The organism is Rubrivivax sp. JA1055 (assembly GCF_020966565.1).
Lineage (GTDB): Bacteria > Pseudomonadota > Gammaproteobacteria > Burkholderiales > Burkholderiaceae_C > Rubrivivax > Rubrivivax benzoatilyticus.
On sequence record NZ_JAJKFP010000005.1, the window covers coordinates 335195 to 361943 of the forward strand.

General features: G+C 71.2%; 25 protein-coding genes and 1 pseudogene. 19 read left to right on the forward strand and 7 right to left on the reverse strand.

The window, feature by feature from the left end; all coding sequences use genetic code 11:
* Positions 1–29: 29 nt before the first annotated feature.
* From egtB to LOC65_RS08270, 4 genes and pseudogenes are all read left to right on the forward strand, one after another.
* Positions 30–1210 (forward strand): annotated as a pseudogene (gene egtB, locus LOC65_RS08255) (ergothioneine biosynthesis protein EgtB).
* On the forward strand, positions 1207–2136 hold the full coding sequence (egtD, locus tag LOC65_RS08260) for an L-histidine N(alpha)-methyltransferase (RefSeq protein WP_230247174.1): 930 nt from the start codon (positions 1207–1209) through the stop codon (positions 2134–2136). Before egtB ends, egtD begins: the two are co-directional and overlap by 4 nt.
* Complete coding sequence (locus LOC65_RS08265; protein ID WP_009856013.1) at positions 2133–2414, forward strand: DUF427 domain-containing protein; 282 nt, start codon at positions 2133–2135, stop codon at positions 2412–2414. Before egtD ends, LOC65_RS08265 begins: the two co-directional genes overlap by 4 nt.
* 7 nt (positions 2415–2421) lie before the next feature.
* The gene (locus LOC65_RS08270; RefSeq protein WP_230247175.1) at positions 2422–3138 is read left to right on the forward strand and encodes a hypothetical protein; all 717 of its coding nucleotides are present in this window, start codon (positions 2422–2424) and stop codon (positions 3136–3138) included.
* Between the two features lie 55 nt (positions 3139–3193).
* On the opposite strand, the gene xdp1 is transcribed toward LOC65_RS08270, so the two are convergent.
* Both xdp1 and prsT read right to left on the reverse strand, forming a co-directional pair.
* On the reverse strand, positions 3194–3943 hold the full coding sequence (xdp1, locus tag LOC65_RS08275) for an exosortase-dependent surface protein XDP1 (protein ID WP_230269623.1): 750 nt from the start codon (positions 3941–3943) through the stop codon (positions 3194–3196).
* A 173-nt stretch (positions 3944–4116) separates the two neighbouring features.
* Positions 4117–6921 (reverse strand): XrtA/PEP-CTERM system TPR-repeat protein PrsT, encoded by a 2805-nt coding sequence (prsT, locus tag LOC65_RS08280; RefSeq protein WP_230247177.1) that lies wholly within the window; start codon positions 6919–6921, stop codon positions 4117–4119.
* A gap of 162 nt (positions 6922–7083) precedes the next feature.
* Here prsT and LOC65_RS08285 point away from each other — a divergent pair, with 162 nt between their 5' ends.
* Genes LOC65_RS08285 through LOC65_RS08305 form a run of 5 tightly spaced genes read left to right on the forward strand, consistent with a single transcriptional unit; the run spans position 7084 to position 12405 of the window.
* A complete protein-coding gene (locus LOC65_RS08285; protein ID WP_164962421.1) occupies positions 7084–8637 on the forward strand; it encodes a thioredoxin family protein in 1554 nt (517 codons plus the stop codon).
* Positions 8638–8664: 27 nt separating this feature from the next.
* Positions 8665–9030, forward strand: coding sequence for a glutaredoxin domain-containing protein (locus LOC65_RS08290; RefSeq protein ID WP_009856018.1), 366 nt, complete (start codon positions 8665–8667; stop codon positions 9028–9030).
* Positions 9027–10472, forward strand: a complete 1446-nt coding sequence (locus tag LOC65_RS08295; protein WP_009856019.1) for an alpha/beta hydrolase — start codon at positions 9027–9029, stop codon at positions 10470–10472. The genes LOC65_RS08290 and LOC65_RS08295 overlap by 4 nt, the downstream gene beginning before the upstream one ends.
* Positions 10469–11233: an ATP-binding cassette domain-containing protein gene (locus LOC65_RS08300; RefSeq protein ID WP_164962423.1), complete on the forward strand. Its 765-nt coding sequence runs from the start codon at positions 10469–10471 to the stop codon at positions 11231–11233. Before LOC65_RS08295 ends, LOC65_RS08300 begins: the two co-directional genes overlap by 4 nt.
* Entirely contained in the window at positions 11230–12405 is a 1176-nt protein-coding gene (locus LOC65_RS08305; RefSeq protein ID WP_230247178.1) for an ABC transporter permease, read from the forward strand. The genes LOC65_RS08300 and LOC65_RS08305 overlap by 4 nt, the downstream gene beginning before the upstream one ends.
* Here LOC65_RS08305 and LOC65_RS08310 read toward each other — a convergent pair whose 3' ends face one another.
* The 3 genes from LOC65_RS08310 to LOC65_RS08320 form a co-directional block, all read right to left on the reverse strand.
* Complete coding sequence (locus LOC65_RS08310; protein WP_230247179.1) at positions 12406–12597, reverse strand: DUF2892 domain-containing protein; 192 nt, start codon at positions 12595–12597, stop codon at positions 12406–12408. It abuts the gene before it with no gap.
* Positions 12598–12679: 82 nt separating this feature from the next.
* On the reverse strand, positions 12680–13372 hold the full coding sequence (locus LOC65_RS08315; protein ID WP_230247180.1) for a Crp/Fnr family transcriptional regulator: 693 nt from the start codon (positions 13370–13372) through the stop codon (positions 12680–12682).
* On the reverse strand, positions 13369–13638 hold the full coding sequence (locus LOC65_RS08320; RefSeq protein ID WP_164962426.1) for a YkgJ family cysteine cluster protein: 270 nt from the start codon (positions 13636–13638) through the stop codon (positions 13369–13371). The genes LOC65_RS08315 and LOC65_RS08320 overlap by 4 nt, the downstream gene beginning before the upstream one ends.
* Before the next feature lie 91 nt (positions 13639–13729).
* Between LOC65_RS08320 and LOC65_RS08325 the strand changes: the two genes are divergently transcribed.
* The 5 genes from LOC65_RS08325 (at position 13730) to LOC65_RS08345 (ending at position 17939) form a co-directional block, all read left to right on the forward strand.
* Entirely contained in the window at positions 13730–13924 is a 195-nt protein-coding gene (locus tag LOC65_RS08325) for a DUF2061 domain-containing protein (RefSeq protein WP_037289928.1), read from the forward strand.
* 13 nt (positions 13925–13937) lie between these two features.
* The gene (gene mnmG / locus LOC65_RS08330; RefSeq protein ID WP_230247181.1) at positions 13938–15890 is read left to right on the forward strand and encodes a tRNA uridine-5-carboxymethylaminomethyl(34) synthesis enzyme MnmG; all 1953 of its coding nucleotides are present in this window, start codon (positions 13938–13940) and stop codon (positions 15888–15890) included.
* On the forward strand, positions 15887–16510 hold the full coding sequence (gene rsmG / locus LOC65_RS08335; protein WP_230247182.1) for a 16S rRNA (guanine(527)-N(7))-methyltransferase RsmG: 624 nt from the start codon (positions 15887–15889) through the stop codon (positions 16508–16510). The genes mnmG and rsmG overlap by 4 nt, the downstream gene beginning before the upstream one ends.
* Positions 16511–16572: 62 nt before the next feature.
* The gene (locus tag LOC65_RS08340; protein WP_009856028.1) at positions 16573–17184 is read left to right on the forward strand and encodes a LysE family transporter; all 612 of its coding nucleotides are present in this window, start codon (positions 16573–16575) and stop codon (positions 17182–17184) included.
* Positions 17178–17939, forward strand: coding sequence for a ParA family protein (locus tag LOC65_RS08345; protein WP_230247311.1), 762 nt, complete (start codon positions 17178–17180; stop codon positions 17937–17939). The genes LOC65_RS08340 and LOC65_RS08345 overlap by 7 nt, the downstream gene beginning before the upstream one ends.
* 120 nt (positions 17940–18059) lie before the next feature.
* On the opposite strand, the gene argC is transcribed toward LOC65_RS08345, so the two are convergent.
* A complete protein-coding gene (argC, locus tag LOC65_RS08350; RefSeq protein WP_230247183.1) occupies positions 18060–18998 on the reverse strand; it encodes an N-acetyl-gamma-glutamyl-phosphate reductase in 939 nt (312 codons plus the stop codon).
* Between the two features lie 54 nt (positions 18999–19052).
* On the opposite strand from argC, the gene LOC65_RS08355 reads away from it, so the two are divergent.
* The 5 genes from LOC65_RS08355 to LOC65_RS08375 all read left to right on the forward strand — a co-directional run bounded on the left by LOC65_RS08355 (position 19053) and on the right by LOC65_RS08375 (position 25839).
* Positions 19053–19604, forward strand: a complete 552-nt coding sequence (locus LOC65_RS08355; RefSeq protein ID WP_230247184.1) for an alpha/beta hydrolase — start codon at positions 19053–19055, stop codon at positions 19602–19604.
* An 11-nt stretch (positions 19605–19615) separates the two neighbouring features.
* Positions 19616–20500 carry a ParB/RepB/Spo0J family partition protein gene (locus tag LOC65_RS08360; RefSeq protein ID WP_009856032.1) on the forward strand — a complete coding sequence of 295 codons (885 nt, stop codon included), beginning with the start codon at positions 19616–19618 and terminating at the stop codon, positions 20498–20500.
* Positions 20501–20948: 448 nt separating this feature from the next.
* Positions 20949–22871: a PrkA family serine protein kinase gene (locus LOC65_RS08365; RefSeq protein ID WP_230247185.1), complete on the forward strand. Its 1923-nt coding sequence runs from the start codon at positions 20949–20951 to the stop codon at positions 22869–22871.
* A 128-nt stretch (positions 22872–22999) separates the two neighbouring features.
* Positions 23000–24286, forward strand: coding sequence for a YeaH/YhbH family protein (locus LOC65_RS08370; protein ID WP_230247186.1), 1287 nt, complete (start codon positions 23000–23002; stop codon positions 24284–24286).
* A complete protein-coding gene (locus LOC65_RS08375) occupies positions 24283–25839 on the forward strand; it encodes a SpoVR family protein (RefSeq protein ID WP_009856239.1) in 1557 nt (518 codons plus the stop codon). The genes LOC65_RS08370 and LOC65_RS08375 overlap by 4 nt, the downstream gene beginning before the upstream one ends.
* 52 nt (positions 25840–25891) lie before the next feature.
* On the opposite strand, the gene LOC65_RS08380 is transcribed toward LOC65_RS08375, so the two are convergent.
* On the reverse strand, positions 25892–26650 hold the full coding sequence (locus tag LOC65_RS08380; protein WP_206023479.1) for a PEP-CTERM sorting domain-containing protein: 759 nt from the start codon (positions 26648–26650) through the stop codon (positions 25892–25894).
* Between the last annotated feature and the right edge of the window lie 99 nt (positions 26651–26749).

Genomic DNA, 26749 nt, shown 5'->3' on the forward strand with positions numbered 1-26749 from the left:
GGACCCCACCGGTCGCAGGAGAGCGCCGAATGCCCGACGCCGTTTCCGAGCTTGCCGCCCGTTTCCGCGCGGTGCGCGCCCACAGCGAAGCCCTGGCGGCGCCTCTGTCCGCCGAAGACCAGCAGCTGCAGGCGATGCCCGACGCCAGCCCGACGAAATGGCACCTGGCGCACACCAGCTGGTTCTTCGAAGCGGTGGTGCTGGCGCCGCACGCACCGGGTTTCAGGCCCTACGACGAACGCTGGGCGCGGCTGTTCAACTCCTATTACGAGAGCCTGGGGCCGCGCCACCCGCGGCCGCAGCGCGGGATGCTGTCGCGGCCGTCGCTGGACGAGGTGCTGGCCTGGCGCCGGGTCGTCGACGCCGGCGTGAACGCCTTCATCGCCGAAGCCGACGCCGACACGCGCGCCGCGGCCTTCCCGCTGGTCGAATGGGCCTGCAGCATGAGCAGCAGCACCAGGAGCTGATGCAGACCGACATCCTCGCCGCGCTGGCGCTGAACCCGCTGGCGCCGGCGGCCTTCCCCGGCGAGCCGCCGCCGTGGCCGGCGGGTGTCGCGGGCTGGCTGGGCTTCGAAGGTGGCGAGGCCGAGATCGGCCACGTCGGTGCCGGCTTCGCCTTCGACAACGAGACGCCGCGCCACGCCGTGCGGCTGCAGCCCTACGAGATCGCGCGCCAGCTGGTGACGAACGCCGAGTACCAGGCCTTCGTCGACGACGGCGGTTACCGCCGTGCGGCGCTGTGGCTGTCCGACGGCTGGGCCGCGGTTCAGGCCCAGGGCTGGACCGGCCCGCTGTACTGGCGCGACGACGGCAGCGAGTTCACGCCGCACGGCCCGCAACCGCGTGCACCGCAGGCGCCGGTGCGCCATCTGTCGTTCTACGAAGCCGCGGCCTATGCCGAATGGGCCGGCGCGCGCCTGCCGACCGAGGCCGAGTGGGAGCACGCGGCGAACTCGCCCGCGCCGCCGTCGCAGTGTTTCGGCGCGCTGTGGCAGTGGACCCGTTCGTCCTACGAGCCCTACCCGCGCTACCGGCCCTGGGCCGGTGCGGTCGGCGAGTACAACGGCAAGTTCATGGTCGGCCAGATCGTGCTGCGCGGCAGCTCGTTCGCGACGCCGCCCGGCCACGCACGCGCCAGCTACCGCAACTTCTTCCCGCCCGGGGCGCGCTGGCAGTTCAGCGGCCTGCGGCTGGCGCGCGACGCATGAGCTTCGCAGAGGACTTCGTCGCCGGGCTGCGCGCCCGCTGCATCGCGCCCAAGTGGTTCTACGACGCCGAGGGTTCACGCCTGTTCGAGCGCATCTGCGAACTGCCCGAGTACTACCCGACACGCACCGAGCTGGCGCTGCTGGACCGCCACGCCGACGAGTTCGCGGCGCGCATCGGCCCGGGTGCCGAGATCGTCGAGTTCGGTGCCGGCGCCAGCGTCAAGGTGCGGCTGCTGCTGCAGGCGCTCGCGGCGCCGCGGCGCTTCGTGCCGGTCGACATTTCGGGCGAGCACCTGGCCGAGGCGGCGGCGGCGCTGCGCGCCGACTTTCCCGGCTTGGCCGTCGAGCCGCTGGCGGCCGACTTCACCGCCGCGCTGGACCTACCGACGCCGGCCGGGCGGCGCATCGGCTTCTTCCCCGGCAGTTCGATCGGCAACTTCGAGCCCGCCGAGGCCTGCGCGCTGCTGGCGCGTTTCCGCCACTGGCTGGACGGCGGCTCCCTCTTGATCGGCGTCGACCTGATCAAGGAGCCGGCGCTGCTGCACGCCGCCTACAACGACGCCAAGGGTGTGACGGCGGCCTTCAACCTCAACCTGCTGGCGCGTGCCAACCGTGAACTGGGTGCGGACTTCGATCTTTCGGCCTGGGCGCACGCGGCGTTCTACCATCCGCCTTTGCGCCGCATCGAGATGCATCTGGTCAGCCGCCGCCGCCAGGCGGTGTGCGTCGCCGGCGAGGTCTTCGAGTTCGACGAGGGCGACAGCCTGCACACCGAGAACTCGTGCAAGTACAGCGTCGACGGCTTCCGGGCCCTCGCGCGGCGCGCCGGCTTCGAGCCGGGCCCGGTCTGGACCGACGCGGCGAGGCGTTTCTCGCTGCACTGGCTGGAGCCGGCCGGCGGCGTCAGCGAGAGGACATCGGGATGAAAGCGATCTGGAAGGGCACCGTCGTCGCCGAGAGCGACGACACGGTCATCGTCGAAGGCAACCACTACTTCCCCGCCGAGGCGGTGAAGCCGCAGTACCTGCTGCCGAGCAACACGCGCACGATGTGCTCGTGGAAGGGCGAGGCGCGTTATCACACGCTGTTCGTCGACGGCGACGCCAACCCCGACGCCGCCTGGTACTACCCGGCGCCGAAGGAAGCCGCGGCCAACATCCAGGGCCGCATCGCGTTCTGGAAGGGCGTTCAGGTCGTCGAGTGAGCGCCGAGTGAGCCCGGCGCTCGGCGCCGTGCACCGGCGCCGTCTGCGCGAGATCTGGCGCTCGGCCGGCTGGCCCTGCCGCGACGCGGTCGAGATCGACCTGCTGGCCGCCGGGCTGCTGCAGCGCCGCTGGGACGAGGCCGGGCGCGAGACGCTCGTCGTCACCGATGCCGGCATCACGCTGCTGGCGGCGACGCTGACACGCAACCGCGCCGCCTTCGACGCCCACGAGGCGCTGGTCGCGCGGGTGGCGCGCGAGATGCAGCGCGCCGGGCGCATCGTCTGGCGCGGCCTGGCGCTGCGCGCGCCGCTGGCCGGCGACGACGGCAGCACACGCTGGGCGACGGCGCTGCCCGACGTCTTCTCGATCCGCCACACGACGGTCGAGGACTACGCCGAGCCGGTGGTGCATGAGATCAAGGTGCGCCGCGCCGACCTGCTGGCCGACCTGCGCCGGCCCGACAAGGGCGCGGCCTACCGCGCGCTGGCCAGCCAGTGCTGGTACGTCTTCAACGAAGGCATCGCCACGCCCGACGAGGTGCCCGAGCCTTACGGCGTCATGCTGGCCTGTGCCGACGGCCGGCTGGAGGTGGCACGCGCCGCACCGCGCCGTGCGGCGCGCGTGCCGTTTTCGGTCTGGATGGCGCTGGCGCGGGCCAATGCCGAGCCGGCCGACGAGGACGAGGGTCAGCCCGGGCTGGCCGCCGCCGATCCCGGAGCATGAAAAAAGGGCCGGCAGAGGCCGGCCCGACGGACGAAGCTGCCGAAGCTTCTGTGTGTCAGACGGTGCGGGCGCGGCGGCGCTTGGCGCCGACGATGCCGGCCAGCGCGAGGCCCGCCAGCGCCAGCGTGCCGGGCTCGGGGACGCTGCCACCGCTGCCGCCGCCGGATTGCGTGGTGCCGGTGAAGGACAGCAGCTTGAAGTAGTCGTTGCCCTTGTCCAGGTAGCCCGAGCCGTCGGCGGCGTAGCCGCTGGCGCCGAAGTAGCTGCTGATCAGCCACCAGCTCGAGTAGCCGCCGCCGCTGAAGTTCCACGAATAGCTCGGGTCGACGTCGCGGCTGGCCACCAGGGTCCAGCCGCTGCTGGTCAGGTTGCCGGTCGAGTTCGTGGTCAGGTCGGGCGCACCCTGGCCGGTCCAGCGCAGCACCGAGATGTCGGCATCGTTCTCGAACCAGCCGATCGACAGCGCGCTGAGCATCGTCGCCGTCGTGAAGTTCAGCATGACCAGCTCGGTCTTGCCGTTGTTGTCGATGGCGTGCTGCGGGCTGCCGGTCGGTTCGTCCTTGTACGAGACGCCGATGCCGTTGGTGTACCACTCGGTCATCGAGGCCTTGGCGAAGTTGGCGCCGCTGCCGGCCGCGTAGGCGGTGACGGCCACCGACTTGCCACCCGAGGTGCAGGTGGCCAGCTGCGTGGTGCCGCTGTTCGGCGTGCAGGAGTCGAGCAGGCTCCAGGTGTTCTGCGCCGAGGCGGCACCGGCGAAACCGAGGCCCATCACCATCAGGGCCGACGCCGTCACGTGCTTCATGTTCGTTTTCATCGAATGCCTCTCGAGTTCAGCCGCAGCGCTCCCCGTGCCGCGCCAGGCAGGACATGCAAGGCCCGCGCCAGGCCGGAATTTCCCGGCACATCAAGAACTTGCGTGCGATCCTCGCAGAATCGCCGGGGGAATGTAAGAACTTGCGACACCCCGTGCGCCCCTCACTTGAGGGTCTGCAGCAGCGCCTGGGCGTCCTGCGCCTCGGCGAAGTTCTGGCTGCGCAGCGCGGCCTGGAGCTCCTCGCGGGCCTCCGCGCTGCGCCCCGAGCGGGCGAGCACCGTGGCGAGGTAGAAGCGTGTCGTCGGGTTGCCCGGGTCGCGCAGCCGCGCTTCGCGCAGGCGCTGCAGCGCCTTGTCGGTCTGGCCGGCATGGAACGCCGCCCAGCCGGCCGTGCCGACGATGTGCGGCACGCCGGGCTTCAGGGCCAGCGCCCGCTCGGCCGACGCCAGCGCGGCGCCGTCCTTCTGGCGCAGCTGCACATGGGCGAGGTTGTTCCAGGCCTCGGCGTCCTCGGGCGTCAGCTTCAGCAGCGCCTGGTAGGCGTCGCGCGCGGCGGGCCACTGGCCCAGCCGGGCGTAGCCGTCGGCCAGCACGCGGCGCACGACGGCGTCGCGCGGGTGTGACGCGAGCCACTGCTCGGCGAGCTTCTGCGCTCCCTGCGGGTCCTGCGGCGCCGTCGCGCGCAGCAGCCGCAGCAGCGTGTCGGTGCCGGGCTGCAGGCGGTGGGCCGTGCGATAGGCGTCGATCGCGGCGGCGCGCTGGCCGCGGGCGGTCGCCACGTCGCCCAGCAGCGACGGGCCGACGGCCAGCTTCGGGTTCTGCGTGGCGATCGTGCGGGCGCGCTTCTCGGCGGCGGCCAGCTCGCCGAGGCGGATCTCGGCGTCGACCATCAACGCCTGCAGCGGCAGCGAGTTCGGCCGTTCGGCCAGCGCCTTGGTCAGCGTGTGCTGCGCGCCCTGCGGATGGTTGGCCTGCAACTGCAGCACCGCGATGCGGGCGAGTGCGCCGACGTCGTGGTCGGCCAGCGTCGAGGCGCGGTTCAACCCGGTGCGTGCGCCGGCTTCGTCGTCGTTGGCCAGCGAGATGCGGGCCAGCGCGATCAGCACCGGCACCGCCTCGGGGGCGCGGTTGGACAGGCGCTTGCCGGCCTCGCGTGCGGCCTCGGGCTGACCCTGGCGCAGCAGGAACTCGACGAGCTCCAGCGCCGGGTCGATGACGTTGGGCCCGGCGATGTCGTCGGCCTTCTCGTACCAGCGGCGCGCGTCGTCGAGGCGGCCGCGGCGCTCGGCCAGCTGGGCCATCGCCAGCGTCGGCTCCAGCGCCTTGTCGTCCTTGGCCAGCGCCTGCTGCAGGCGCTGCTGCGCGGCGTCGAACTTGCCGGCGTCGGCGTCCAGGCGCGCGAGCTGCACCTGCGGCGACACGAAGGCCGGGTCGACGGCCAGCGCCTGCTCGAAGGCCTGGCGGGCGCCGGCGGCGTCGCCGCCGCGAGCCTTGGCGCTGCCGAGCAGGTTCAGCAGCCCGGCCTGCTTCGGGTGGTGCTGCAACAGCGTCTGCAGCACCTGGGTCGCCCGCCGGGTGTCGCCGGCCTGCAGCCGGATCTGCGCCAGCGCGGTGCCGGTCGCGAGCTGCTTGGGATCGGCCTTGAACGAGGCCTCCAGCGCGTCCAGGGCGTCGGGCACGCGGCCGCCGACGGCCAGGCTCAGGCCGAGCAGGCCGCGCATCGGCGCCGAGTCCTGGGTGCGCAGCGCCTGTTCGGCGGTGGCCGCGGCGCGGGTGTGCCGGCCCTGGGCGATCTGGGCCGACGCCAGCAGCAGCGTCGCCTGCGTGTCTGCCGGGTTGCGGCGCAGATAGCCCTCGAGCGACTCGATGGCCTTGTCCAGGTTGTTCTGCGAGATCTGGATCTGCGCCACGAGCTTGGCCGCGCCGCTGCCGGGCTGCGAGCGCTGCACCGCCTCGAGATAGGGCAGGGCCTTCTCGCGTTCGTTGAGGCCGTAGTGCGCGAGGCCGCCCAGCATCAGCAGCTGCGGGCGGTAGCGCAGGTACTCCATCGGCACCGGGTCGAGCAGGCCGGTGACGTCGCGCAGCGCGGCCCGCACCTCGGCGCCGCGCCCGGCTTTTTCGGCCAGCAGGGCCTGCAGGTAGCCGCCGCGCGGGTCCAGCGGCGCCACCTGGCGCAGCTGGGCGATGTCGCGCTGCGCCTCGGCGTCGCGCTTGAGGTCCAGCAGCAGGCCGGCGCGCGAGACCAGCGTCTCGAGGTGGGCGGGCTGGATCGCCAGCGCGCGGCCGTAGGCGTCCAGCGCTGCCTGGCCCTGGCCCCGGGCGTGCGCGATGGTGCCGCGCAGGTAGTGCACCTGGGCCAGGCCGGGGGCCAGCGCCAGCGCCTTGTCGGCCGCGGCCTGGGCCTCGGCGGGCTGGCCCATGCGCAGCCGCACCGTCACTTCGGCCAGCCAGGGCGCGGCGTCGCGCGGGGCCAGCGCCCGTGCCTCGTCGAGCATCTGCAGCGCCGCGCGCGGGTCGCCGGTGTCGGCCGCGGCGTTGGCGCGCACGACGCTCATCGCCGCGCGCAGCTCGGTCGGCAGGCCGGCCGGCGCGAAGCGCGTGTCGGTCAGCACCACCTGCGGCTTGCCCTGGTTGACCAGGGCCGTCGACAGCGGCAGCACGACCTCGGCGCGGTTGACGCCGAGCCGCAGCGCCTCCTCGAACGCGACCTGCGCGCCGACCGAGTCGCCGCTGGCCAGCAGCGCCTTGCCCAGCAGCACGTGCACCGACAGCTGCGTCTTGTCGAGCTTGAGCGCGTTCTTGAGCTGCACGACGGCGCCCGGGTAGTCCTGCTTCTCGTAGCGCGACAGCGCGTCCTCGTAGAAGCGGGCCGACTTCATGTCGGCGGCCTGGGCGGCCAGCGTGCCCGCCAGCGCGGCGGCGATCGCCAGCTGGCGCATCGGGAGGGAGGCGTTACGAATGTTCACCAGCCGATCGTAGAAGACCCCGGCCGGCACCGGCACCCCGCGCGTGGGGCAGCGTGATTTCGGTCATCGGCGGGAGGCGTCGGGCGAGGTTTTCCCCCGCGTTCCGGGGAGGGCGCGCGGCCGGCCCACAATCGGCCTTTTTCGTCCGCTGCCGTCGCCGCCATGAAGCTCCGCCTCGCCGCCTGCTGTCTCGCCGTCTGCCTCGCCTGGGGAACCGCCGCCGCGGCGCCCGGCCTGCCGTCGAAAAACGTCGCCTGGGTGGCGGCCGCCGCCGACGCCGATGTCGACCGCGCCTTCGTGCGGGCCCGCGCCGAGAACAAGCCGGTGCTGCTGTACTGGGGCGCGACCTGGTGCCCGCCGTGCAACCAGCTGAAGGCGACGCTGTTCAACCGCCAGGACTTCGCGCTGCAGGCGCGCGACTTCGTCGCCGTGCACGTCGACGGTGACCGCCCCGGCGCGCAGAAGCTGGGCAAACGTTTCGGCGTCAGCGCCTACCCGACGATGGTGCTGTTCGCGCCCGACGGCCAGGAGATCACGCGCCTGCCCGGCGAAGCCGAGCCCGAGCAGGTGCTGGCGCTGCTGCAGCAGGCGCTGGCCGCCGGCCGGCCGGTGAAGGCGCTGGTCGCCGACGCCACCGCCGGCCGCCCGCTGTCGGCGCACGAGTGGCGCGCGCTGGCCTTCTACGCCTGGGACGTCGACGATGGCCGGGTCGTCGCACCGGCCGAACGTGCCGCGCTGCTGGCGAAGCTGGCCGCCGCGGCGCCGGCTGCCGACGACGAGACCGCCACCCGGCTGTGGCTGAAGGCGCTGGTCGCCGACGAAGGCAAGGGCGGCGTGAAGGCCGATGCCGCGCTGCGTGAACGCGTGCGCCGCGTCGCCGCCGAGCCGGCGCTGGCACGCCGCCATGCCGACGTCTTCGCCGGCAGCGCCGCCGACCTGGTGCGGGCGCTGGCCGACGGTGCGCCGGAGAAGTCGCCGCTGGTGCCGCTGTTCGACAGCGCGCTGCAGCGCCTGGCCGCCGACACCACGCTGTCGCGTGCCGACCGGCTGGGGGCGCTGGGCTCGCGCGTCGAGCTCGCCCGTCTGGGTGCGCCCGAGGACGCCGTGAAGGCCGAGCTGCCCGCCGCGCTGCGCCAGGCGGTGCGCGAGCACATCGCCCGCGACGACCGCGAGATCAGCGACGGCTACGAGCGCCAGGCGGTGATCACCGGCGGCGCCTACGTGCTGGCGCGGGCCGGGCTCTGGGACGAGAGCGACGCGCTGCTGAAGGCCAACCTCGCCAAGAGCCATTCGCCGTACTACCTGATGAGCCAGCTCGGCGGCAACGCGCGCAAGCTCGGCCGCAACGACGAGGCGCTGGGCTGGTACCGCCAGGCCTTCGAGAAGAGCGAAGGCCCGGCGACGCGGCTGCAGTGGGGCGGCGGCTACCTCGCCGCGCTGGTCGATCTGGCGCCGAACGACGGTGCGCGCATCGAGAGCACCGCCGCGACGCTGATCGACGAGGCCGGCCGCGACGCCGGTGCCTTCCAGGGCCGCAGCGTGCGCTCGCTTCAGCGCATGGGCACGAAGCTCGTGGCCTGGAACGAAGGCGGCCGCCACGCCGCGGTGATGAAGCGGCTGCAGGCGCGGCTGGACGGCGTCTGCCGCAAGGCGCCCGCGGCCGACGGCGCGCGCGACACCTGCCGCACGCTGCTGAAGCCGCGCACCACCGGCTGACGCGGGGCTTTGATACCCTCGCGCTCCATGCCGCGCGCCATCCTCGACGACGAGCATCTGCACCCCGCGATCCGCGACCGTGTCGCGGCCCACCACGCCGACCTCGTCGACGAGGTGCGGCGGGCGGTCGCCGCCCACGCTGTCGTCGTCGTCGGCATGGGCTGGAACCCGTTCCCGCGCAAGGCGCGGCGCCTGCTCGACGCCGCCGGCATCGCCCACCACGACCTGGACTACGGCCACTACCTCGGCCAGTGGCGGCGGCGCAATGCGCTGAAGATGTGGAGCGGCTGGCCGACCTTCCCGATGGTCTTCGTGCGCGGCGTGCTCGTCGGCGGCTACGACGACCTGAAGCGCCTGCACGACAGCGGCGAACTGCGCCGCATGCTCGCGTGAGCGGCCGTCCGCTGCGCCTGCTGGCGGCCCTGGCCGCGCTCGTGCTGGCCGGCCCAGCCGTGGCCGCGACGCAGGCCTGCCGCCTGCCCGGCGTCGAACACGAGGCGCGCTGCGGCATCGTCAAACGCGCTCTGGACCCGGCCCGACCGGACGGCCCGACCGTCGACATCCACTACGCCGTGCTGCCCGCGGTGGCGCGCCGGCCCAAGCCTGACCCGGTGCTGTTCCTCGCCGGCGGCCCGGGGCAGGGCGCGATCGACATCGCCGGCACGGTGCAGCGCCTGATGGGGCGCCTGGGCAGCCGGCGCGACATCGTGCTCGTCGACCTGCGCGGTACCGGCCGCAGCGCGCCGCTGGACTGCGCCGACAGCGACCCGCTGGGGCCGCTGGCCGCCGGTGCCGACCCGGCGCGCCGCCTCGCGGCGCTGAAGAGCTGCCGCGAACGGCTGCAGAAGCTGCCCTACGGCGACCTGCGTTTCTTCACGACGACGCTGGCGGTGCAGGACGTCGACGCGGTTCGGCGCGCCGTCGGCGCCGAACGCATCGACCTCGTCGGCGTGTCCTACGGCACACGCGCGGCGCTGGAGTACCAGCGCCAGTTCCCGCAGGCGGTGCGCCGGCTGGTGCTCGACGGTGTCGCGCCGCCGGACATGGTGCTGCCGGCTGCGGTGTCGGTCGACGCCCAGGCCGCGCTGGACGGCCTGCTCGACGCCTGCGAGCTCGACACCGCCTGCCGCGCACGTTTCCCGGCGCTGCGCGCCACCTGGAGCACGCTGCTCGCGTCGCTGCCGCGCGAGGTGGAGCTCACGCATCCGTTCACCGGCCGGCGCGAGACGCTGGCCGTGTCGCGTGATCTCGTCGCCAGCCTGGTGCGCCAGGCGCTGTACGTGCCGGCCTGGACTTCGGCGCTGCCGGCGGCGATCGCCGAGGCGGCGGCCGGACGTTTCGACGGCCTGTTCGCGCTGGCCTTCAGCGGCCTGGACATGCGCGGGCGCGGCATCGCGCAGGCGCTGCATTTCTCGGTGATCTGCGCCGAGGACGCGCCGCGTGCGGCCTCGGGCGAAGCGCCGGGGCGCGACTTCGGCAGCACCTTCGCCGACGAGTACGCCGCGGCCTGCCGCGACTGGCCGCGTGGCGAGGTGCCGCCGGCCTTCTACCGCGTCGTGCCCAGCCCGGTTCCGGCGCTGCTGCTGTCCGGTGGTGCCGACCCGGTGACGCCGCCGCGCCACGGCGCCCGCACGGCTGCGGCGCTGGGGCCGAAGGCGCGTCACGTCGTCGCGCCCGGGGCTGGCCATGGCGTGCTGGCCGTCGGCTGCATCCGCGACGCGGTGTTCCGTTTCATCGATGCCGAGACCGAGGCCGATGCGCTGGCGGTCGACTTCGGCTGTGCCGCGACGCTGCCGCGGCCGGCCGTCTTCGTGCCGCCGGGAGGGCCGCGATGATCGAGGTGCGCGGGCTGCGCAAACGTTTCGTGCAGGGCCGCGGCAAGGCCGCGCGCAGCGTGCTGGCCGTCGACGGCGTCGATTTCCGCGCCGACGACGGCCGCATCACCGGCCTGCTGGGCCCCAACGGCGCCGGCAAGACGACGACGCTGCGCATCCTGTCCGGGCTGATCCCGGCCGACGAGGGTGCGGCCGAGGTCGACGGCCTCGACGTCGCGACGCGCACGCGCGAGGCCCAGTCGCGGCTGGGTGTGCTCGGCGACTCGCGCGGCCTGTATCCGCGGCTGACGGCGCGCGAGAACATCACGTACTACGGCCGGCTGCACGGCCTGGACGCGGCGGCGGCCGACGCGCGTGCCGAGACGCTGGCCACGCTGCTGGAGATGGTGCCGCTGCTGGACCGCCGCACCGACGGCTTCAGCCAGGGCGAACGCATGAAGACCGCGCTGGCGCGTGCGCTGGTGCACGACCCGGCGAACATCGTGCTCGACGAACCGACCAACGGCCTGGACGTGCTGGCCACGCGTGCGCTGCGCGACACGCTGCGCCGGCTGCGCGACGAGACCGGCAAGTGCATCGTCTTCTCGACGCACGTGATGCAGGAGGTCGAGCGCCTGTGCGACCGTGTCGTCGTCGTCGCGCACGGCCGCGTCGTCGCCGACGGCAGCGTCGCCGAGCTGCGCGAGCGCGCCGGCACGCCCGATTTCGAGGAAGCCTTCGTGCGCCTGGCCTTCGGCGCCGAGGCGCAGGCGGCACGATGAGCGGCTTGCTGAAGTCCGCCTGGACCGTGTTCCGCAAGGAGCTGGTCGACGCGCTGCGTGACCGGCGCACGCTGCTCACCGTGCTGCTGAGCTCGGTGGCGATGGGGCCGCTGGTGCTGGTGCTGCTGTCGGCGCTGGTGTCGTCGATGGAGGAGCGAGCCGAGGCGCGCGAGCTGCTGGTGCACGACATCGCCGCAGCGCCGACGCTGCGCAACTACGTCGAGCGCCAGACCTGGACGCTGAAGGAGGCGCCCGCCGACTACGAGGCGCAGCTGCGGGCGCGCACGCTGGGCGACCCGGTGCTCGTCGTGCCGAAGGACTTCGAAGCGCGCCTGGCGCGCGGCGAGCCGGTCGAGCTGGAACTGGTGGCCGACAGCGCGAACACCCGTTCGGCCGTCGGCGGCCGGCGTGTCGAGCGCCTGATCGAAGGTTTCGTGCAGGAGCAGGCGTCGTTGCGGCTGGCGCTGCGTGGTGTCGCGCCGCAACTCGTGCAGGTGGCACGGGTCGAGAACCGCGACCTCGCCGACCCGGCCTCGCGCGCCGCGCAGCTGCTGGCCATGCTGCCGTTCTTCGTGCTGATGGCCGTGGTCTACGGCGCGCTGAACGCGGCGCTGGACACGACGGCCGGCGAACGCGAGCGCGGTTCGCTCGAGCCGCTGCTGTGCAATCCGGCGTCGCGCTGGGCGCTGGTGCTCGGCAAATGGGGCGCGGTGGCCGCGGTGGGCGTCGCGATCGCGGTGCTCAGCGCGGCGAGTTTCCTGCCCGGCCAATGGTTGCTGCGCAACGACGCGCTGGCGGCGCTGTTCCGCTACGGCGCCTACGAGGCCGGCGCCTTCGTCGCGCTGCTGCTGCCGCTGGCGGCGGCGGTGGCGGCGGTGCTGATGGCGGTGGCCATCCGCTGCCGCAGCTTCAAGGAGGCGCAGGCGAGCGCGACGGTCGTCGTGCTCGCCGTGTCGCTGGCGCCGCTGGTCTCGGTGTTCAACCAGGAAGGCGACGCGGCCTGGTTCACCTGGGTGCCGGCGCTGGGCCAGGTGACGCTGATGAACCGCGTGCTGCGCGGCGAGACGCTGGACGCGGCGGCCCTGCTGCCGCCGGTGCTGGTCTGCGCTGCGCTCAGCGTGGTGGCGCTGGCCTACGTGGCACGCACGCTGCGCAGCGCGGCGCTGAAATGATCAGCGCTTGACCGGGCAGGTGCTGAAGCCGAACAGCGGGTACAGCGGGCAGAAGCCGATGGCGCCGGTGAGCAGCGGCACGACGCCGACCCAGCCCCAGACGCCGATGACACCGGCGAGCGTCATGCCGATCAGCGCGAGGCCGAGCACGATGCGGAGAATGCGGTCGATGCCGCCGACATTGGATTTCATGGCTCACTCCTGACGGTTGAACGGCGGGAATGCCGTGCGTCGAAGTGTGCGCGGGTGGGCTCCTGCGCGTCGGTGACCGCAGTCACACGGGGCGGGGCGTTTCCCCGGCGGCCAGCGCACGCAGCGCGGCGCTGTCGAGCAGGTCGATGCGCTCGCGGCCGACGGCTATCCAGCCCTGGCGCTCGAAACGTTTGAGCAGCCGGCTGACGATCTCGCGCACCGTGCCCAGCTCGTCGGCCAGGCTCTGGTGTGTGGCGCGCAGCACCGTGCCGCGGCCCAGCAGCGCGGCGGCCAGGCGCTGGTCCAGGCGCTGGAAGGCCACCGCCTCGGCCAAGGCCATCAGATCGGCCAGGCGGTCGGCGAAGATGCCGAAGACGTACTGGCGGAACGGCGCGTGCGTGCACCAGCGTTCGAAGCCGGCCGGGTTCAGCAGCACGAGTTCGGTGTCTTCGGCGGCGATGCCGTGCGCGCTCATCGCCGCGTGGCCGAACAGGCAGGACGCCGAGACGACGCAGAGTTCGCCCGGCGTCACCCGGTACAGCTCCAGCGAACGCCCGCCCGGCGAGCCGCGGGCGACACGCACCGCGCCGCCGAGCACCATCGGGAAGCCGCCGCAGGGTGCGCCTTCGTCGAACAGCAGCATGCCCGCCGGCGCTGTCAGATGCATCGCATCGCGTGCGAGCACGGCCTGCGCTTCGCCGGCCGGCAGCGCGGCGAGCATCGGGTACTGCGCCAGCAGGCGCTCGTGCAGCGAGGGATCGGCGGCAGGGGTCACGTCGGGGAGGTCGCGGTTTCGAGGCGGTTGAGCCAGGCCAGCGCGTGCTCGCGCGAAGCGCCGCACATCTCGGCCGAGGGTTCGAGCCCGCCGCAGACGGCCGGGCGTTCGGGGCGGCCGAAGAGACGGCAGCGTTCGGCCTCGTCGAGCTGGATGCAGCGCACGCCGGCGGGTTTGCCTTCGGGCATGCCGGGGATCGCGCTGCTGATCGACGGCGCGATGCAGCAGGCGGCGCAGCGTTCGCGGCAGGGCAGGGGCTCGGGCATGGTCCGCATGCTATCGCGGTGATGCCGACAATCGATCCCCGGCCGGGCGCCGTGTCTTCAGAATGAGAGCCATTCTCAAATGGAGTCCGACATGGCCAAGTCCGCCGCTTTCGGTGTCCTGCACGTGGGCATCTCGTTCACCATCGGCTACCTGCTCACCGGCAGCATCGCGATCGCCGGGGCGATCACCCTGATCGAGCCGGTGGCCAACACGATCGCGCACTACTTCTTCGATCGCTGGTGGGATCGTCGACACGAAGCCGCCCGGGTGAGTGTGCCCTCGTAAAATCCGCGGCCTCATGCTGCATCCCCAAGCGTTCGACGTCATCGTCGTCGGCGGCGGTCACGCCGGAACGGAAGCCGCGCTCGCCGCCGCCCGCATGGGCTGCACGACGCTGCTGCTGACCCACAACATCGAGACGCTGGGGCAGATGAGCTGCAACCCGTCGATCGGTGGCATCGGCAAAGGCCATCTCGTCAAGGAGGTCGACGCGCTCGGCGGCGCAATGGCCGAAGCCACCGACGAGTCGGGCATCCAGTTCCGCATCCTCAACGGCAGCAAGGGCCCGGCGGTGCGCGCCACGCGCGCCCAGGCCGACCGCGTGCTCTACAAGGCCGCGATCCGCCGCCGGCTGGAGAACCAGCCCAACCTGTGGCTGTTCCAGCAGGCCTGCGACGACCTGATCGTCGAAGGCGACCGCGTCACCGGCGTCGTCACCCAGATCGGCCTGCGCTTCAACGCGCGTGCCGTCGTGCTGACCGCCGGCACCTTCCTCGACGGGCGGGTGCACGTCGGGCTGGAGAACTACCGCGCCGGCCGCGCCGGCGACCCGGCGGCGACGACGCTGTCGGCCCGGCTGAAGGAGCTGAAGCTGCCGCAGGGCCGGCTGAAGACCGGCACGCCGCCGCGCATCGACGGCCGCTCGATCGACTTCTCGCGCCTCGAAGAGCAGCCCGGCGACCTGGACCCGGTGCCGGTGTTCGGTTTCCTCGGCACGCCCGAGATGCACCCGCGCCAGCTGCCGTGCTGGATCACGCACACCAACGAACGCACGCACGAGATCATCCGCAGCGGCTTCGACCGCAGCCCGATGTTCACCGGCGTCATCGAAGGTGTCGGCCCGCGTTACTGCCCGAGCATCGAAGACAAGATCAACCGCTTCGCCGACAAGAGCTCGCACCAGATCTTCCTCGAGCCCGAGGGGCTGACGACGCACGAGTTCTATCCGAACGGCGTCTCGACCTCGCTGCCCTTCGACGTCCAGCTCGGTGCGATCCGTTCGATGCCGGGCCTGGAGAACGCGCACATCCTGCGCCCCGGCTACGCGATCGAGTACGACTACTTCGACCCGCGCGAGCTCAAGCCCAGCTTCGAGACCCAGGCGATCGGCGGCCTGTTCTTCGCTGGCCAGATCAACGGCACGACCGGCTACGAGGAGGCGGCGGCGCAAGGCCTGTTCGCCGGCGCCAACGCCGCGCTGCAGGCGCAGGGCCGCGAGCCCTGGACGCCGCGGCGGGACCAGGCCTACCTCGGCGTGCTCGTCGACGACCTCGTCACCAAGGGCATCACCGAGCCCTACCGCATGTTCACCAGCCGCGCCGAGTACCGGCTGCAGCTGCGCGAAGACAACGCCGACCTGCGGCTGACGGCGATCGGCCGCGAGCTGGGCCTCGTCGGCGACGCGCGCTGGGACGCCTTCTGCCGCAAGCGTGAGCGCCTCGAGCGTGAGCAGCAGCGCCTGAAGAGCACCTGGGTGCGGCCGGCGACGCTGGCCGCCGCCGACGCCGAACGTTTCATCGGCAAGGCGCTGGAGCACGAGTACAACCTCGCCGACCTGCTGCGCCGGCCCGGCGTCGACTTCGACGCGGTGTGGGCGGCGGCCGCCGCGGCCGGCGTCCCCGACGTTGTTTCACGTGGAACATTGCAGGCCGAATACGGCGCACGCGAAGCCGACGCGGTGATCGAGCAGGCCGAGATCGCGATCAAGTACGCCGGCTACATCGACAAGCAGGTCGACGAGGTGCAGCGCGCCGCGCACTACGAGCAGATGAAGCTGCCCGAGGAGCTGGACTACGCCCAGGTCACCGCGCTGTCCTTCGAGGTGCGGCAGAAGCTGACGCGGCATCGGCCCGAGACGCTGGGCCAGGCCTCGCGCATCTCCGGCGTGACGCCGGCGGCGATCTCGCTGCTGCTGGTGCACCTGAAGAAAGGCCGCTTCAAGGGCTTCACCGCCGACGAGGCCTCGGCATGACCGCCACGACGCCGGCCGCGGTCTGCGCGGTGCTGGGGCTGGAGGTCACGCCGGGCCAGGTCGAGGCCCTGGAGCGTTACCTGGCGCTGCTGCAGCGCTGGAACGCCACCTACAACCTGACGGCGGTGCGTGACCCGGCGCAGATGCTGACCCAGCATCTGGCCGACTGCCTGGCCGTCGTGAAGCCGCTGGCCGCGCGCCTGCCGGCCGGGCGCGTGCTCGACGTCGGCAGCGGCGGCGGCCTGCCGGGTGTCGTGCTGGCGATCATGGGCTGGGACGTGACCTGCGTCGACACGGTCGGCAAGAAGGCGGCGTTCATCCGCCAGGCGGCGGCCGAGCTGCGGCTGCCGCGGCTGCAGGCGCAGCACGCGCGCGTCGAGCAGCTGAAGGCTGCGCCGTTCGACGTCGTCACGTCACGCGCTTTCTCGTCGCTGGCCGACTTTGTCACGCTGACCTCGGCGCTGCTGAAGCCCGACGCGTGCTGGATGGCGATGAAGGGCAGGGTGCCCGACGACGAGATCGCCGCGCTGCCGGCCGGCGTCGAGGTGTTCCACGTGGAACACCTGTCGGTGCCGGGCCTGGACGCGCAGCGCTGCCTGGTCTGGATGCGCAAAACCTGAGGCCACGCCAGGGCGGGCTGCACAAACTGGGGTACGCTCCCCGGCTTCCTGGAGGGTTCACGATGCTCGGCATCGCCGACTACGGCGCGTTCTGCGCGGCCGTTCTGCTGTTTCTCGCGTTGCCCGGGCCGGGCAACCTGGCTTTGCTGACCTCGACCGCCAAGGGCGGGCTGCGTGCCGGGCTGGCGGCGACCTTGGGTGTCATCGTCGGTGATCAGGTGCTGCTCTGGCTGGCCGTGGCTGGTGTCGCGGCGCTGCTGGCGGCCTATCCGACGGTGTTCGCCGCGGTGCAGTACGCGGGCGCTGCCTACCTCGGCTGGCTGGGCCTGAAGCTGCTGGTGTCGCGCGGCGGCGTGGCGGCGGCGGTGCCGATCACCCCGGGGCGCTACGCCCGCCAGGCCTTCTTCATCACCCTGCTCAACCCGAAGGCCATCGTCTTCTACATGGCCTTCTTCCCGCTGTTCATCGATCCGGCCGCCCACCGCGGTGCCATCACCTTCGCGGCGATGGCGGTGACGATCGCGGCGCTGACCTTCGCCTACGGTCTGATCGTCTGCCTGCTGGCGCGCGCCATGGGCGACGAGATCGGGCGTCGCCGCCGCGTGGCGAAGGCGCTGGAGCGCCTGGCCGGTGTGTTCCTGATCGGCTTCGGCCTGAAGCTGGTGGCATCGTGAAGATCTTCTGCATCGCCAATCAGAAGGGTGGGGTCGGCAAGACGACGACCACCGTGAACCTCGCCGCCGGCCTGGCCCTGGTCGGCCAACGTGTGCTCGTCGTCGATCTCGACCCTCAGGGCAACGCGACGATGGGCTCGGGCGTCGACAAGCGCGCCCTGCCGCTGTCGGTCTACGACGTGCTGCTGGAGAGCGCGACGGTGGCCGAGGCGCGCCAGCGCAGCAGTGCCGGCTACGACGTGCTCGGCGCCAACCGTGAACTGGCCGGCGCCGAGGTCGAACTCGTCGAGCTCGACCGCCGCGAGCGCCGCCTGAAGCAGGCGCTGGCCGCGGCCGAAGCCGACTACGACTTCGTGTTGATGGACTGCCCGCCGTCGCTGAGCCTGCTGACGCTGAACGGCTTGTGCGCCGCGCACGGCGTCGTCGTGCCGATGCAGTGCGAGTACTTCGCGCTCGAAGGGCTGTCGGACCTGGTCAACACGATCAAGCAGGTGCACGCCAACCTGAACCCCGAGCTGAAGCTGATCGGCCTGCTGCGGGTGATGTACGACCCGCGCATCACGCTGCAGCAGCAGGTGGCCGAGCAGCTGAAGGCGCACTTCGGCGACAAGGTGTTCAACACGGTGATCCCGCGCAACGTGCGCCTGGCCGAGGCACCGAGCTACGGCCAGCCGGGCGTCACCTTCGACCCGTCGAGCAAGGGCGCGATGGCCTTCGTCGAGTTCGCACGCGAGATGGTGGCGCGGCTGGGCTGAGCGGCCCCGGCGCGCGCCGGAGCTTCATGTTCCACGTGGAACACGGGCCGCCCGGCGGCCTGCGGCAACAAACGAAAACGGCGCCCCGCGGGGCGCCGTTTTGCTGCCGTGGCGATCGCCTCAGAGCCCCAGGCCTTCGTCCAGCCCGAGGTGCAGGTTCATCGTCTGCACCGCGGCGCCGCTGGCGCCCTTGCCGAGGTTGTCCAGGCGCGCGACGAGCAGCACCTGCGTGTCGCTGGCGAAGACGAAAACGTCGATGCGGTTCGTGTCGTTGGCCGCCTGCACGTCGAGGAACCCGTGTTCCAGCGTCGCCGCGTCGCGCAGCGGCATCACGCGGATGAAACGTTCGCCGGCGTAGTGCGCCGTGTAGGCGGCGTGGATCGCCTCGGGCGTCACGCCGGGCAGCTGTGCCAGGTGCAGCGGCACCGACACCGCCAGGCCCTTGTAGAACGGCCCGACCACCGGCACGAACAGCGGCGCCGCGGCCAGCCCGGTGTGCGCCGCCATCTCGGGCAGGTGCTTGTGCGCCAGGCCCAGCGCGTAGGGCCGCGGCGCGTCCAGTTCCGGGTTGCCGCCGGCCTGGTACTGCTCGATCATCTTCTTGCCGCCGCCGGAGTAGCCGGTGATCGACGTCGCGCTGACCGGCAGCGAGGCCGGCACCAGCCCGGCGTCGACCAGCGGGCGCAGCAGCGCGACGAAGGCCGTCGCGTGGCAACCCGGGTTGCTGATGCGCTTGGCGGCGCGCAGCGTGTCGCGCTGGCCTGGCGCCAGTTCGGGGAAGCCGTAGGCCCAGCCCGGCGCGGTGCGGTGCGCGGTGCTGGCGTCGATCAGGCAGGTCTTCGGGTTCGTCACCAGCGCCGCGGCCTCGCGCGCTGCGGCGTCGGGCAGGCAGAGGAAGGCGACGTCCGCAGCGTTGAGCAGGCGCGCACGTTCGCTGGCGTCCTTGCGCAGGTCGGGCGCGATCTTCAGCAACTCGATGTCCGAGCGGCCGGCCAGGTACTCGTGGATACGCAGGCCCGTCGTGCCTTCCTGTCCGTCGACGTAGACCGTGTAGTTCATCGCTGCCTCTCGCGCACAATTCGTGGGGTGAACAGTCGAGGATAAGGCAAGGTGATGACCTTGGACGAACGTGTGCTGGTGCTGCCCGGATGGCTGGGCTCCGGCCCGGAGCACTGGCAAAGCCGCTGGGAGGCGCTGCACGGTTTTCAGCGTGTGCAGCAGTCGGACTGGCAGTGGCCGTTGCGTGGCGACTGGATGGCACAGCTGGAAGAGGCCGTGCTGGCCGCGCCGGGCCGTGTGCGGCTGGCCGCGCACAGCCTGGGCTGCCACCTCGTCGCCGCCTGGGCGGCACACTCCTCGCACACCGAGCGCGTCGCCGGCGCGCTGCTGGTCGCGCCGCCGGATCTGGACCAGCCCGACACGCCGCCGCCGGTCGCCCGCTGGCGCCCCGTCGTGCGCCGGCCCTTGCCGTTTGCCGCGCTCGTGCTCTACAGCGAGGACGACCCCTTCGCCTCGGCCGCCGCCTCGCAAGCGCTGGCCGCCGACTGGGGCGTGCCGGCCGAGAGCCTGGGTGCACGCGGCCATCTGAATGCCGAATCGGGCCTTGGCGACTGGCCCGAAGGCGTCGCGCGACTCGCGGCGCTGGGGCCCGTCGCCGCTCGGTGACAATCACGACCATGGCGACCAAAAAACCGAAGGGGCTGGGCCTGGGCCTCGAAGCGCTGCTGGGCCCCAAAGTCTCCGAAACGCCGGCCGGCGACGGCCAGCCGACGACGCTGCGCCTGGAGCAGCTCGAGCCCGGCCGCTACCAGCCGCGCACGCGCATGGACGAGGGCTCGCTGTACGAACTGGCCGAGAGCATCAAGGGCCAGGGCGTGATGCAGCCCATCCTCGTGCGCCCGGTGGCCGAGGGCCGCTGGGAGATCATCGCCGGCGAGCGCCGCTTCCGCGCCGCGAAGATCGCCGGGCTCGACCGCGTGCCGGTGCTCGTCAAGCCGGTGCCCGACGAGGCCGCGGCGGTGATGGCGCTGATCGAGAACATTCAGCGTGAAGACCTGAACCCGCTGGAAGAAGCCCAGGGTTTGCGGCGTCTCGTCCAAGAGTTTGGACTCACTCACGAACAGGCGGCGCAGGCCGTCGGCCGTTCGCGCAGCGCCGCGACGAACCTGCTGCGCCTGCTGAACCTGGCCGACCCGGTGCAGCAGATGCTGCTCGCCGGCGACCTGGACATGGGCCACGCCCGTGCGCTGCTGGCGCTGGAGGCCGCGCCGCAGATCATGGCGGCGCACGAGATCGCCTCGCGCAAGCTCAGCGTGCGCGACGCCGAGAAGCTGGTGCAGCGCCAGTCGCGGCCCGAGCCCACGCCGCGCGAGAAGGCCGCCGCCGGCAAGTCGCGCGACGTGCTGCGGCTCGAGGAGCGCCTAGCCGACACGCTGGGCGCCGCCGTCGAGATCCGCGTGCGCAGCCGCGGCCGGAAGCAGTCGGGCGAGATCACGATCGCCTTCGGCTCGCTCGACGAGTTGAACGGTCTGCTGGAACGTCTGGGCGCGGCCGAGGACTGACGCCGCTGGCCCGCCCCGGGCCGCACCCGCGCGGTGCGCGAGCACCATCGCCGCCTGACCCCGCAAGGCCAAACCGCCTGCAGGCTTTTCGCCGCCGTCGCATGATGGGCGCGCGACGTGTCCCGGCGTGCCTTCCACCACGGCAGGGCGCCGCGGGGACGGAAGGAGTCGTCTGCGCCCCTGGTGGGGCACGGCTCTTGCGAGAGGCGGGTGCGGCGGATTCCTCGGAACAGGCGGTCGATGACAGGCCAAACCCGGTGGAAATCGTAGCCCGCGCAGGGCAGGATTGATCTGCCTGCCGAGGCAAGCGGCCATGCCGCTGGCGTGACGGAAAGCTCTGATGGAGCCTGGGCCCGTACAGCCGGGACTTCATCAGAACTTCCCCAGGCGAGGAAGTCGGGGCCGCTGCGGCTCCGACAGCCCTCGCCGTCATCGACCAGGAGCTCGCATGGACGTGATCGGCAACCTGAAGGCGCGCTACGAACGCCTCAGTGCGGAGGAGATCTCGCTCGAGGACTACCTCGCGGAATGCAAGCGCAACCCGCTGGCCTACGCCACCGCGGCCGAGCGCATGCTCAAGGCCATCGGTGAGCCGAAGAGCATCGACACGCGCAACGACCCGCGGCTGTCGCGGATCTTCGCCAACAAGATCATCAAGGTCTACCCGGCCTTCGCCGAGTTCTACGGCATGGAGGACGCGATCGAGCAGGTCGTGTCCTACTTCCGGCACGCAGCGCAGGGGCTGGAGGAGAAGAAGCAGATCCTGTATCTGCTCGGCCCGGTGGGCGGCGGCAAGAGCTCGATCGCCGAGCGCCTGAAGCAGCTGATGCAGGAGGTGCCGTTCTACGCGATCAAGGGCTCGCCGGTGAACGAGTCGCCGCTGGGCTTGTTCGACCCCGACGAGGACGGCCCGATCCTGGAGAGCGAGTACGGCATCCCGCGGCGCTACCTCAACCGCATCATGAGCCCCTGGGCGGTGAAGCGGCTGGAGGAGTACGGCGGCGACATCCGCCGCTTCAAGGTCGTCAGACGCTACCCGTCGATCCTGCGCCAGGTCGGCATCAGCAAGACCGAGCCGGGTGACGAGAACAACCAGGACATCAGCTCGCTGGTCGGCAAGGTCGACATCCGCCGCCTGGAGAGCTACGCCCAGGACGACCCCGACGCCTACAGCTACTCCGGCGGCCTGTGCCTGGCCAACCAGGGCCTGCTCGAGTTCGTCGAGATGTTCAAGGCGCCGATCAAGGTGCTGCACCCGCTGCTGACGGCCACCCAGGAAGGCAACTTCAAGGGCACCGAGGGCTTCGGTGCGATCCCCTTCGACGGCGTCGTGCTCGCCCACAGCAACGAGAGCGAGTGGAAGGCCTTCCGCAACAACAAGAACAACGAGGCCTTCCTCGATCGCATCTACATCGTCAAGGTGCCGTACTGCCTGCGCGTCAGCGAGGAGGTGAAGATCTACGAGAAGCTGCTGCGCAACTCGTCGCTGGCCCAGGCCACCTGCGCGCCGGGCACGCTGAAGATGATGAGCCAGTTCGCCGTGCTGACGCGCCTGAAGGAGCCGGAGAACAGCTCGCTGTTCAGCAAGATGCTGGTCTACGACGGCGAGAACCTGAAGGACACCGACCCGCGCGCCAAGAGCTACCAGGAGTACCGCGACTACGCCGGGGTCGACGAAGGCATGACCGGCATCTCGACGCGCTTCGCCTACAAGATCCTGTCCAAGGTCTTCAACTTCGACAGCACCGAGGTCGCCGCCAACCCGGTGCACCTGATGTACGTGCTGGAGCAGCAGATCGAGCGCGAGCAGTTCCCGGCCGAGCTCGAGCAGAAGTACATCGGCTTCATCAAGGAGCTGCTGGCGCCGCGTTATGCCGAGTTCATCGGCAAGGAGATCCAGACCGCGTACCTGGAGAGTTATTCCGAGTACGGCCAGAACATCTTCGACCGCTACGTCACCTACGCCGACTACTGGATCCAGGACCACGAGTACCGCGACACCGACACCGGCGAGGTGTTCGACCGCGCGGCGCTCAACGCCGAGCTCGAGAAGATCGAGAAGCCGGCGGGCATCGCCAACCCGAAGGACTTCCGCAACGAGATCGTCAACTTCGTGCTGCGCGCGCGCGCCAACAACCAGGGCAAGAACCCGGTCTGGACCAGCTACGAGAAGCTGCGCACGGTGATCGAGAAGAAGATGTTCTCCAACACCGAGGAGCTGCTGCCGGTCATCAGCTTCAACGCCAAGGCCAGCGCCGACGAGGCCAAGAAGCACGAGGACTTCGTCACCCGCATGGTCGACAAGGGCTACACGCCCAAGCAGGTGCGCCTGCTGTGCGAGTGGTACCTGCGCGTTCGCAAGAGTTCCTGAGATGACGTCGAGCGCCGCACGCAGCTTCCCCCTCTCCCGTCTGCGGGAGAGGGCAGGGGTGAGGGTGCAGGCGCATCACCAGCCCTCACCCCAACCCTCTCCCGCCCTGCGGGAGAGGGAGTAATGCCATGCAGCAGATCATCGACAGACGGCTCGCCGGCAAGAACAAGTCGATCGGCAACCGCGAGCGTTTCCTGCGCCGGCACAAGGAGCAGATCCGCGAGGCGGTCAAACGCGCGATCGACGGCCGCGGCATCCGCGACATCGAGCGTGGCGAGGAGATCCACATCCCCAAGCGCGACCTGAGCGAACCCGTCTTCGGCCACGGCCAGGGCGGGGTGCGCGAGATCGTGCATCCGGGCAACCAGGAGTACATCCGCGGCGACCGCATCGAGCGCCCCAAGGGCGGTGGTGGCGGTGGCAGCGGCAGCGGGCAGGCCAGCGATCAGGGCGAGGGCGAAGACGACTTCGCCTTCGCGCTGAGCAAGGAAGAGTTCATGCAGGTCTTCTTCGAGGACCTGGCGCTGCCGCACCTGGTGCGCACCCAGCTCGCCGAGGTGCCCGAGTGGAAGACCCACCGCGCCGGCTTCAGCAGCGACGGCACGCCGAACAACCTGCACGTCGTGCGTTCGATGCGCGGCGCGATCGGCCGGCGCATCGCCATCGGCGCCGGCAGCCGGCGCGAGCTGCGTGAGCTGGAGGACCGGCTGGCGTTGCTGAAGGCCGAACTCCAGCCCGGCGACGCCGTCGCCGAACGCGAGATCGAGGCGCTGGAGGACGAGATCGCCCGGCTGCGCACGCGCGTCGAGCGCATCCCCTACCTGGACCCGATCGACCTGCGCTTCCGCAACCGGGTGCGCGTGCCGGTGCCGACCAGCAAGGCGGTGATGTTCTGCCTGATGGACGTCTCGGGCTCGATGGACGAGGCGCGCAAGGAGCTGTCCAAGCGCTTCTTCATCCTGCTGTACCTGTTCCTGACCAAGCACTACGAGCGCATCGAGCTGGTCTTCATCCGCCACCACACGCAGGCGCAGGAGGTCGACGAACACGACTTCTTCCACGCCCGCGAGACCGGCGGCACCGTCGTGTCCAGCGCGCTGGTGCTGATGGAGGAGATCATCCGCGCGCGCTACAGCCCGAGCGAGTGGAACATCTACGGCGCCCAGGCCAGCGACGGCGACAACTGGCACCACGACAGCGGCCGCTGCCGCGAGTTGCTGGGCGACAAGCTGCTGCCGCTGGTGCGCTACTACGCCTACGTGCAGGTCGCCGAGGAAGAGCAGAACCTCTGGGAGGAGTACACCCAGCTGCAGGCCGGGCACCGCCACTTCGCGATGCGCAAGGCCACCAGCGCCGACCAGATCTATCCGGTCTTCCGCGACCTGTTCAAGAAGGAAGGGAAGCAGGCGGCATGAAACACGGCACCGCGCGCACGCTGCTCACCGAGCCGATCCCGCCCGGCGAACGGCCCGGCGAACCCCTTCCCGGCCCGAGCGACTGGTCCTTCGAGCTGATCGACAAGTACCACGCGATCATCCGCGCGACCGCCGAACGTTTCGGCCTGGACACCTACCCGAACCAGCTCGAGATCATCACCGCCGAGCAGATGATGGACGCCTACGCGTCCGTCGGCATGCCGGTGAACTACCGCCACTGGAGCTACGGCAAGGAGTTCATCGCCACCGAGAAGAACTACAAGCGCGGCCACATGGGGCTGGCCTACGAGATCGTCATCAACTCCAACCCCTGCATCAGCTACCTGATGGAGGAGAACACGATGGCGATGCAGGCGCTCGTCATCGCCCACGCCGCTTACGGCCACAACAGCTTCTTCAAGGGCAACTACCTGTTCCGGATGTGGACCGACGCGTCGTCGATCATCGACTACCTCGTCTACGCCAAGGACTACGTCGCCAAGTGCGAGGAGAAGCACGGCCTGGAGGCCGTCGAGCTGTTCCTCGATTCCTGCCACGCGCTGGCCAACCACGGCGTCGACCGCTACCGCCGGCCCAGCCGCAAGTCGCTGGCGCAGGAGCTCGCCGAGCGCCAGGACCGCGAGGCCTACGTGCAGCAGCAGGTCAATGACCTCTGGCGCACGCTGCCGCGGCGCGCCGAGAAGGACGCCCCGTCACAGGAGAGCCGGCGCTTCCCCGAGGAGCCGCAGGAGAACCTGCTGTACTTCATCGAGAAGAACGCGCCGCTGCTCGAGCCCTGGCAGCGCGAGATCGTGCGCATCGTGCGCAAGATCGCGCAGTACTTCTATCCGCAGCGCCAGACCCAGGTGATGAACGAAGGCTGGGCCACGTTCTGGCACTACAAGCTGCTGAACACGATGTACGACGACGGTTACCTGACCGACGGCGTGATGATCGAGTGGCTGAAGTCGCACACCAACGTCGTCTACCAGCCGCCGGTCGGGCACCGTGCCTACAGCGGCATCAATCCCTACGCGCTCGGCTTCGCGATGTACAACGACATCCAGCGCATCTGCGAGAAGCCCACCGACGAGGACCGCCAGTGGTTCCCCGAGATCGCCGGCACGCCTTGGCTGCCGGCGCTGGACCAGGCGATGCGCAACTTCAAGGACGAGAGCTTCGTCGGCCAGTACCTGAGCCCGAAGCTGATGCGCGACCTGCGGCTGTTCACGATCCTCGACGACGAGAAGCAGAACGAGCTGGAGATCAGCGCCATCCACGACGAAGCCGGCTACCGGCGTGTGCGCGAGGCGCTGTCGCACCAGTACGACCTCGGCACGCGCGAGCCCAACATCCAGGTCTGGAACGTCAACCTGCGCGGTGACCGCTCGCTGGCGCTGCGCCACTTCCAGCACAACGACCGGCCGCTGCACGACAGCGCTGCCGAGGTGCTGAAACACGTCGCGCGGCTCTGGGGCTTCGCGGTGCACCTGGAGAGCGTCAACACGCGCGGCGACGTCACCAAGCGCTGGAACGTGCCGGCGCCGGCCTGAAACGACGAAGCCCCTTGCGGGGCTTCGTGTCTGGAGGGCCCGGCGGGCCGTCTCAGTGGCTGCGCCGACGGCGCGTGCCGGCGACGGCCAGCAGCGCCAAGCCGCCCAGGGCCAGCGTGCCGGGTTCGGGCACGTCGTAGCTGAGCTTGTCCCAGTAGACGTCGTAGGCCGTGCTGCGGCCGTGGTTGTAGCTCTGGATGATCGCGTTGGCGATCGCCGTCGTGCCCGGGGCGACGTAGGCGTGCGACGCGAACAGCGCGCCGGCGCCGTCGAACACCTCGTACAGGAAGCTGCCGCCGCCGCCCAGCGTGATCGACAGCGTGTACCACTGGTCGAAGGCGTCACCGACGGCCACCACCGGAACCGTCCAGGAGCCCGGCTCGTTGCTGTCCCAGAAGCGGAAGCCGCCGGACGCGAACTCGATGATCGGATAGGCGCTGACCGCACCGGCAGTGTTGATGCCCGTGCCCCACAGGCCGGCCCAGCGTCCGCCGTAGCTGGCCGCTTCTTCGTCGATCCAGAGCTGCGCGCTCAGCTTGTAGGTGTCGGGCGCCAGGTCGTACTTGCGGCCTTGCGTGGCGTAGAAGTCCGCGGTGGCACCGGCCGGGTTGGTCGTCACCTTGAGGCGGTTCTCGCCGTCGAACTCGGCGCTCTCGAAGGCCGCCGGCGCTGCGCGGTCGACGTACCAGACGCCGGGCGCGCGCGACCCGGTCACGACGGTGTCGAAGTCCAGGGTCACCGTGGCCGCCTGGGCGCTGACGGCCGACAGGGCCAGCACGCCGGCCGTGGCCGCCCACTTGATCGCGAACATTGAGGTTCCTCCGTAGTTTTGACGCGTTATCCGCAGAAGGCGATCGGGACGATCGCCGTGTTGCGGCGAATCGTTAGCAATTCGTGCGCCAAACTAGGG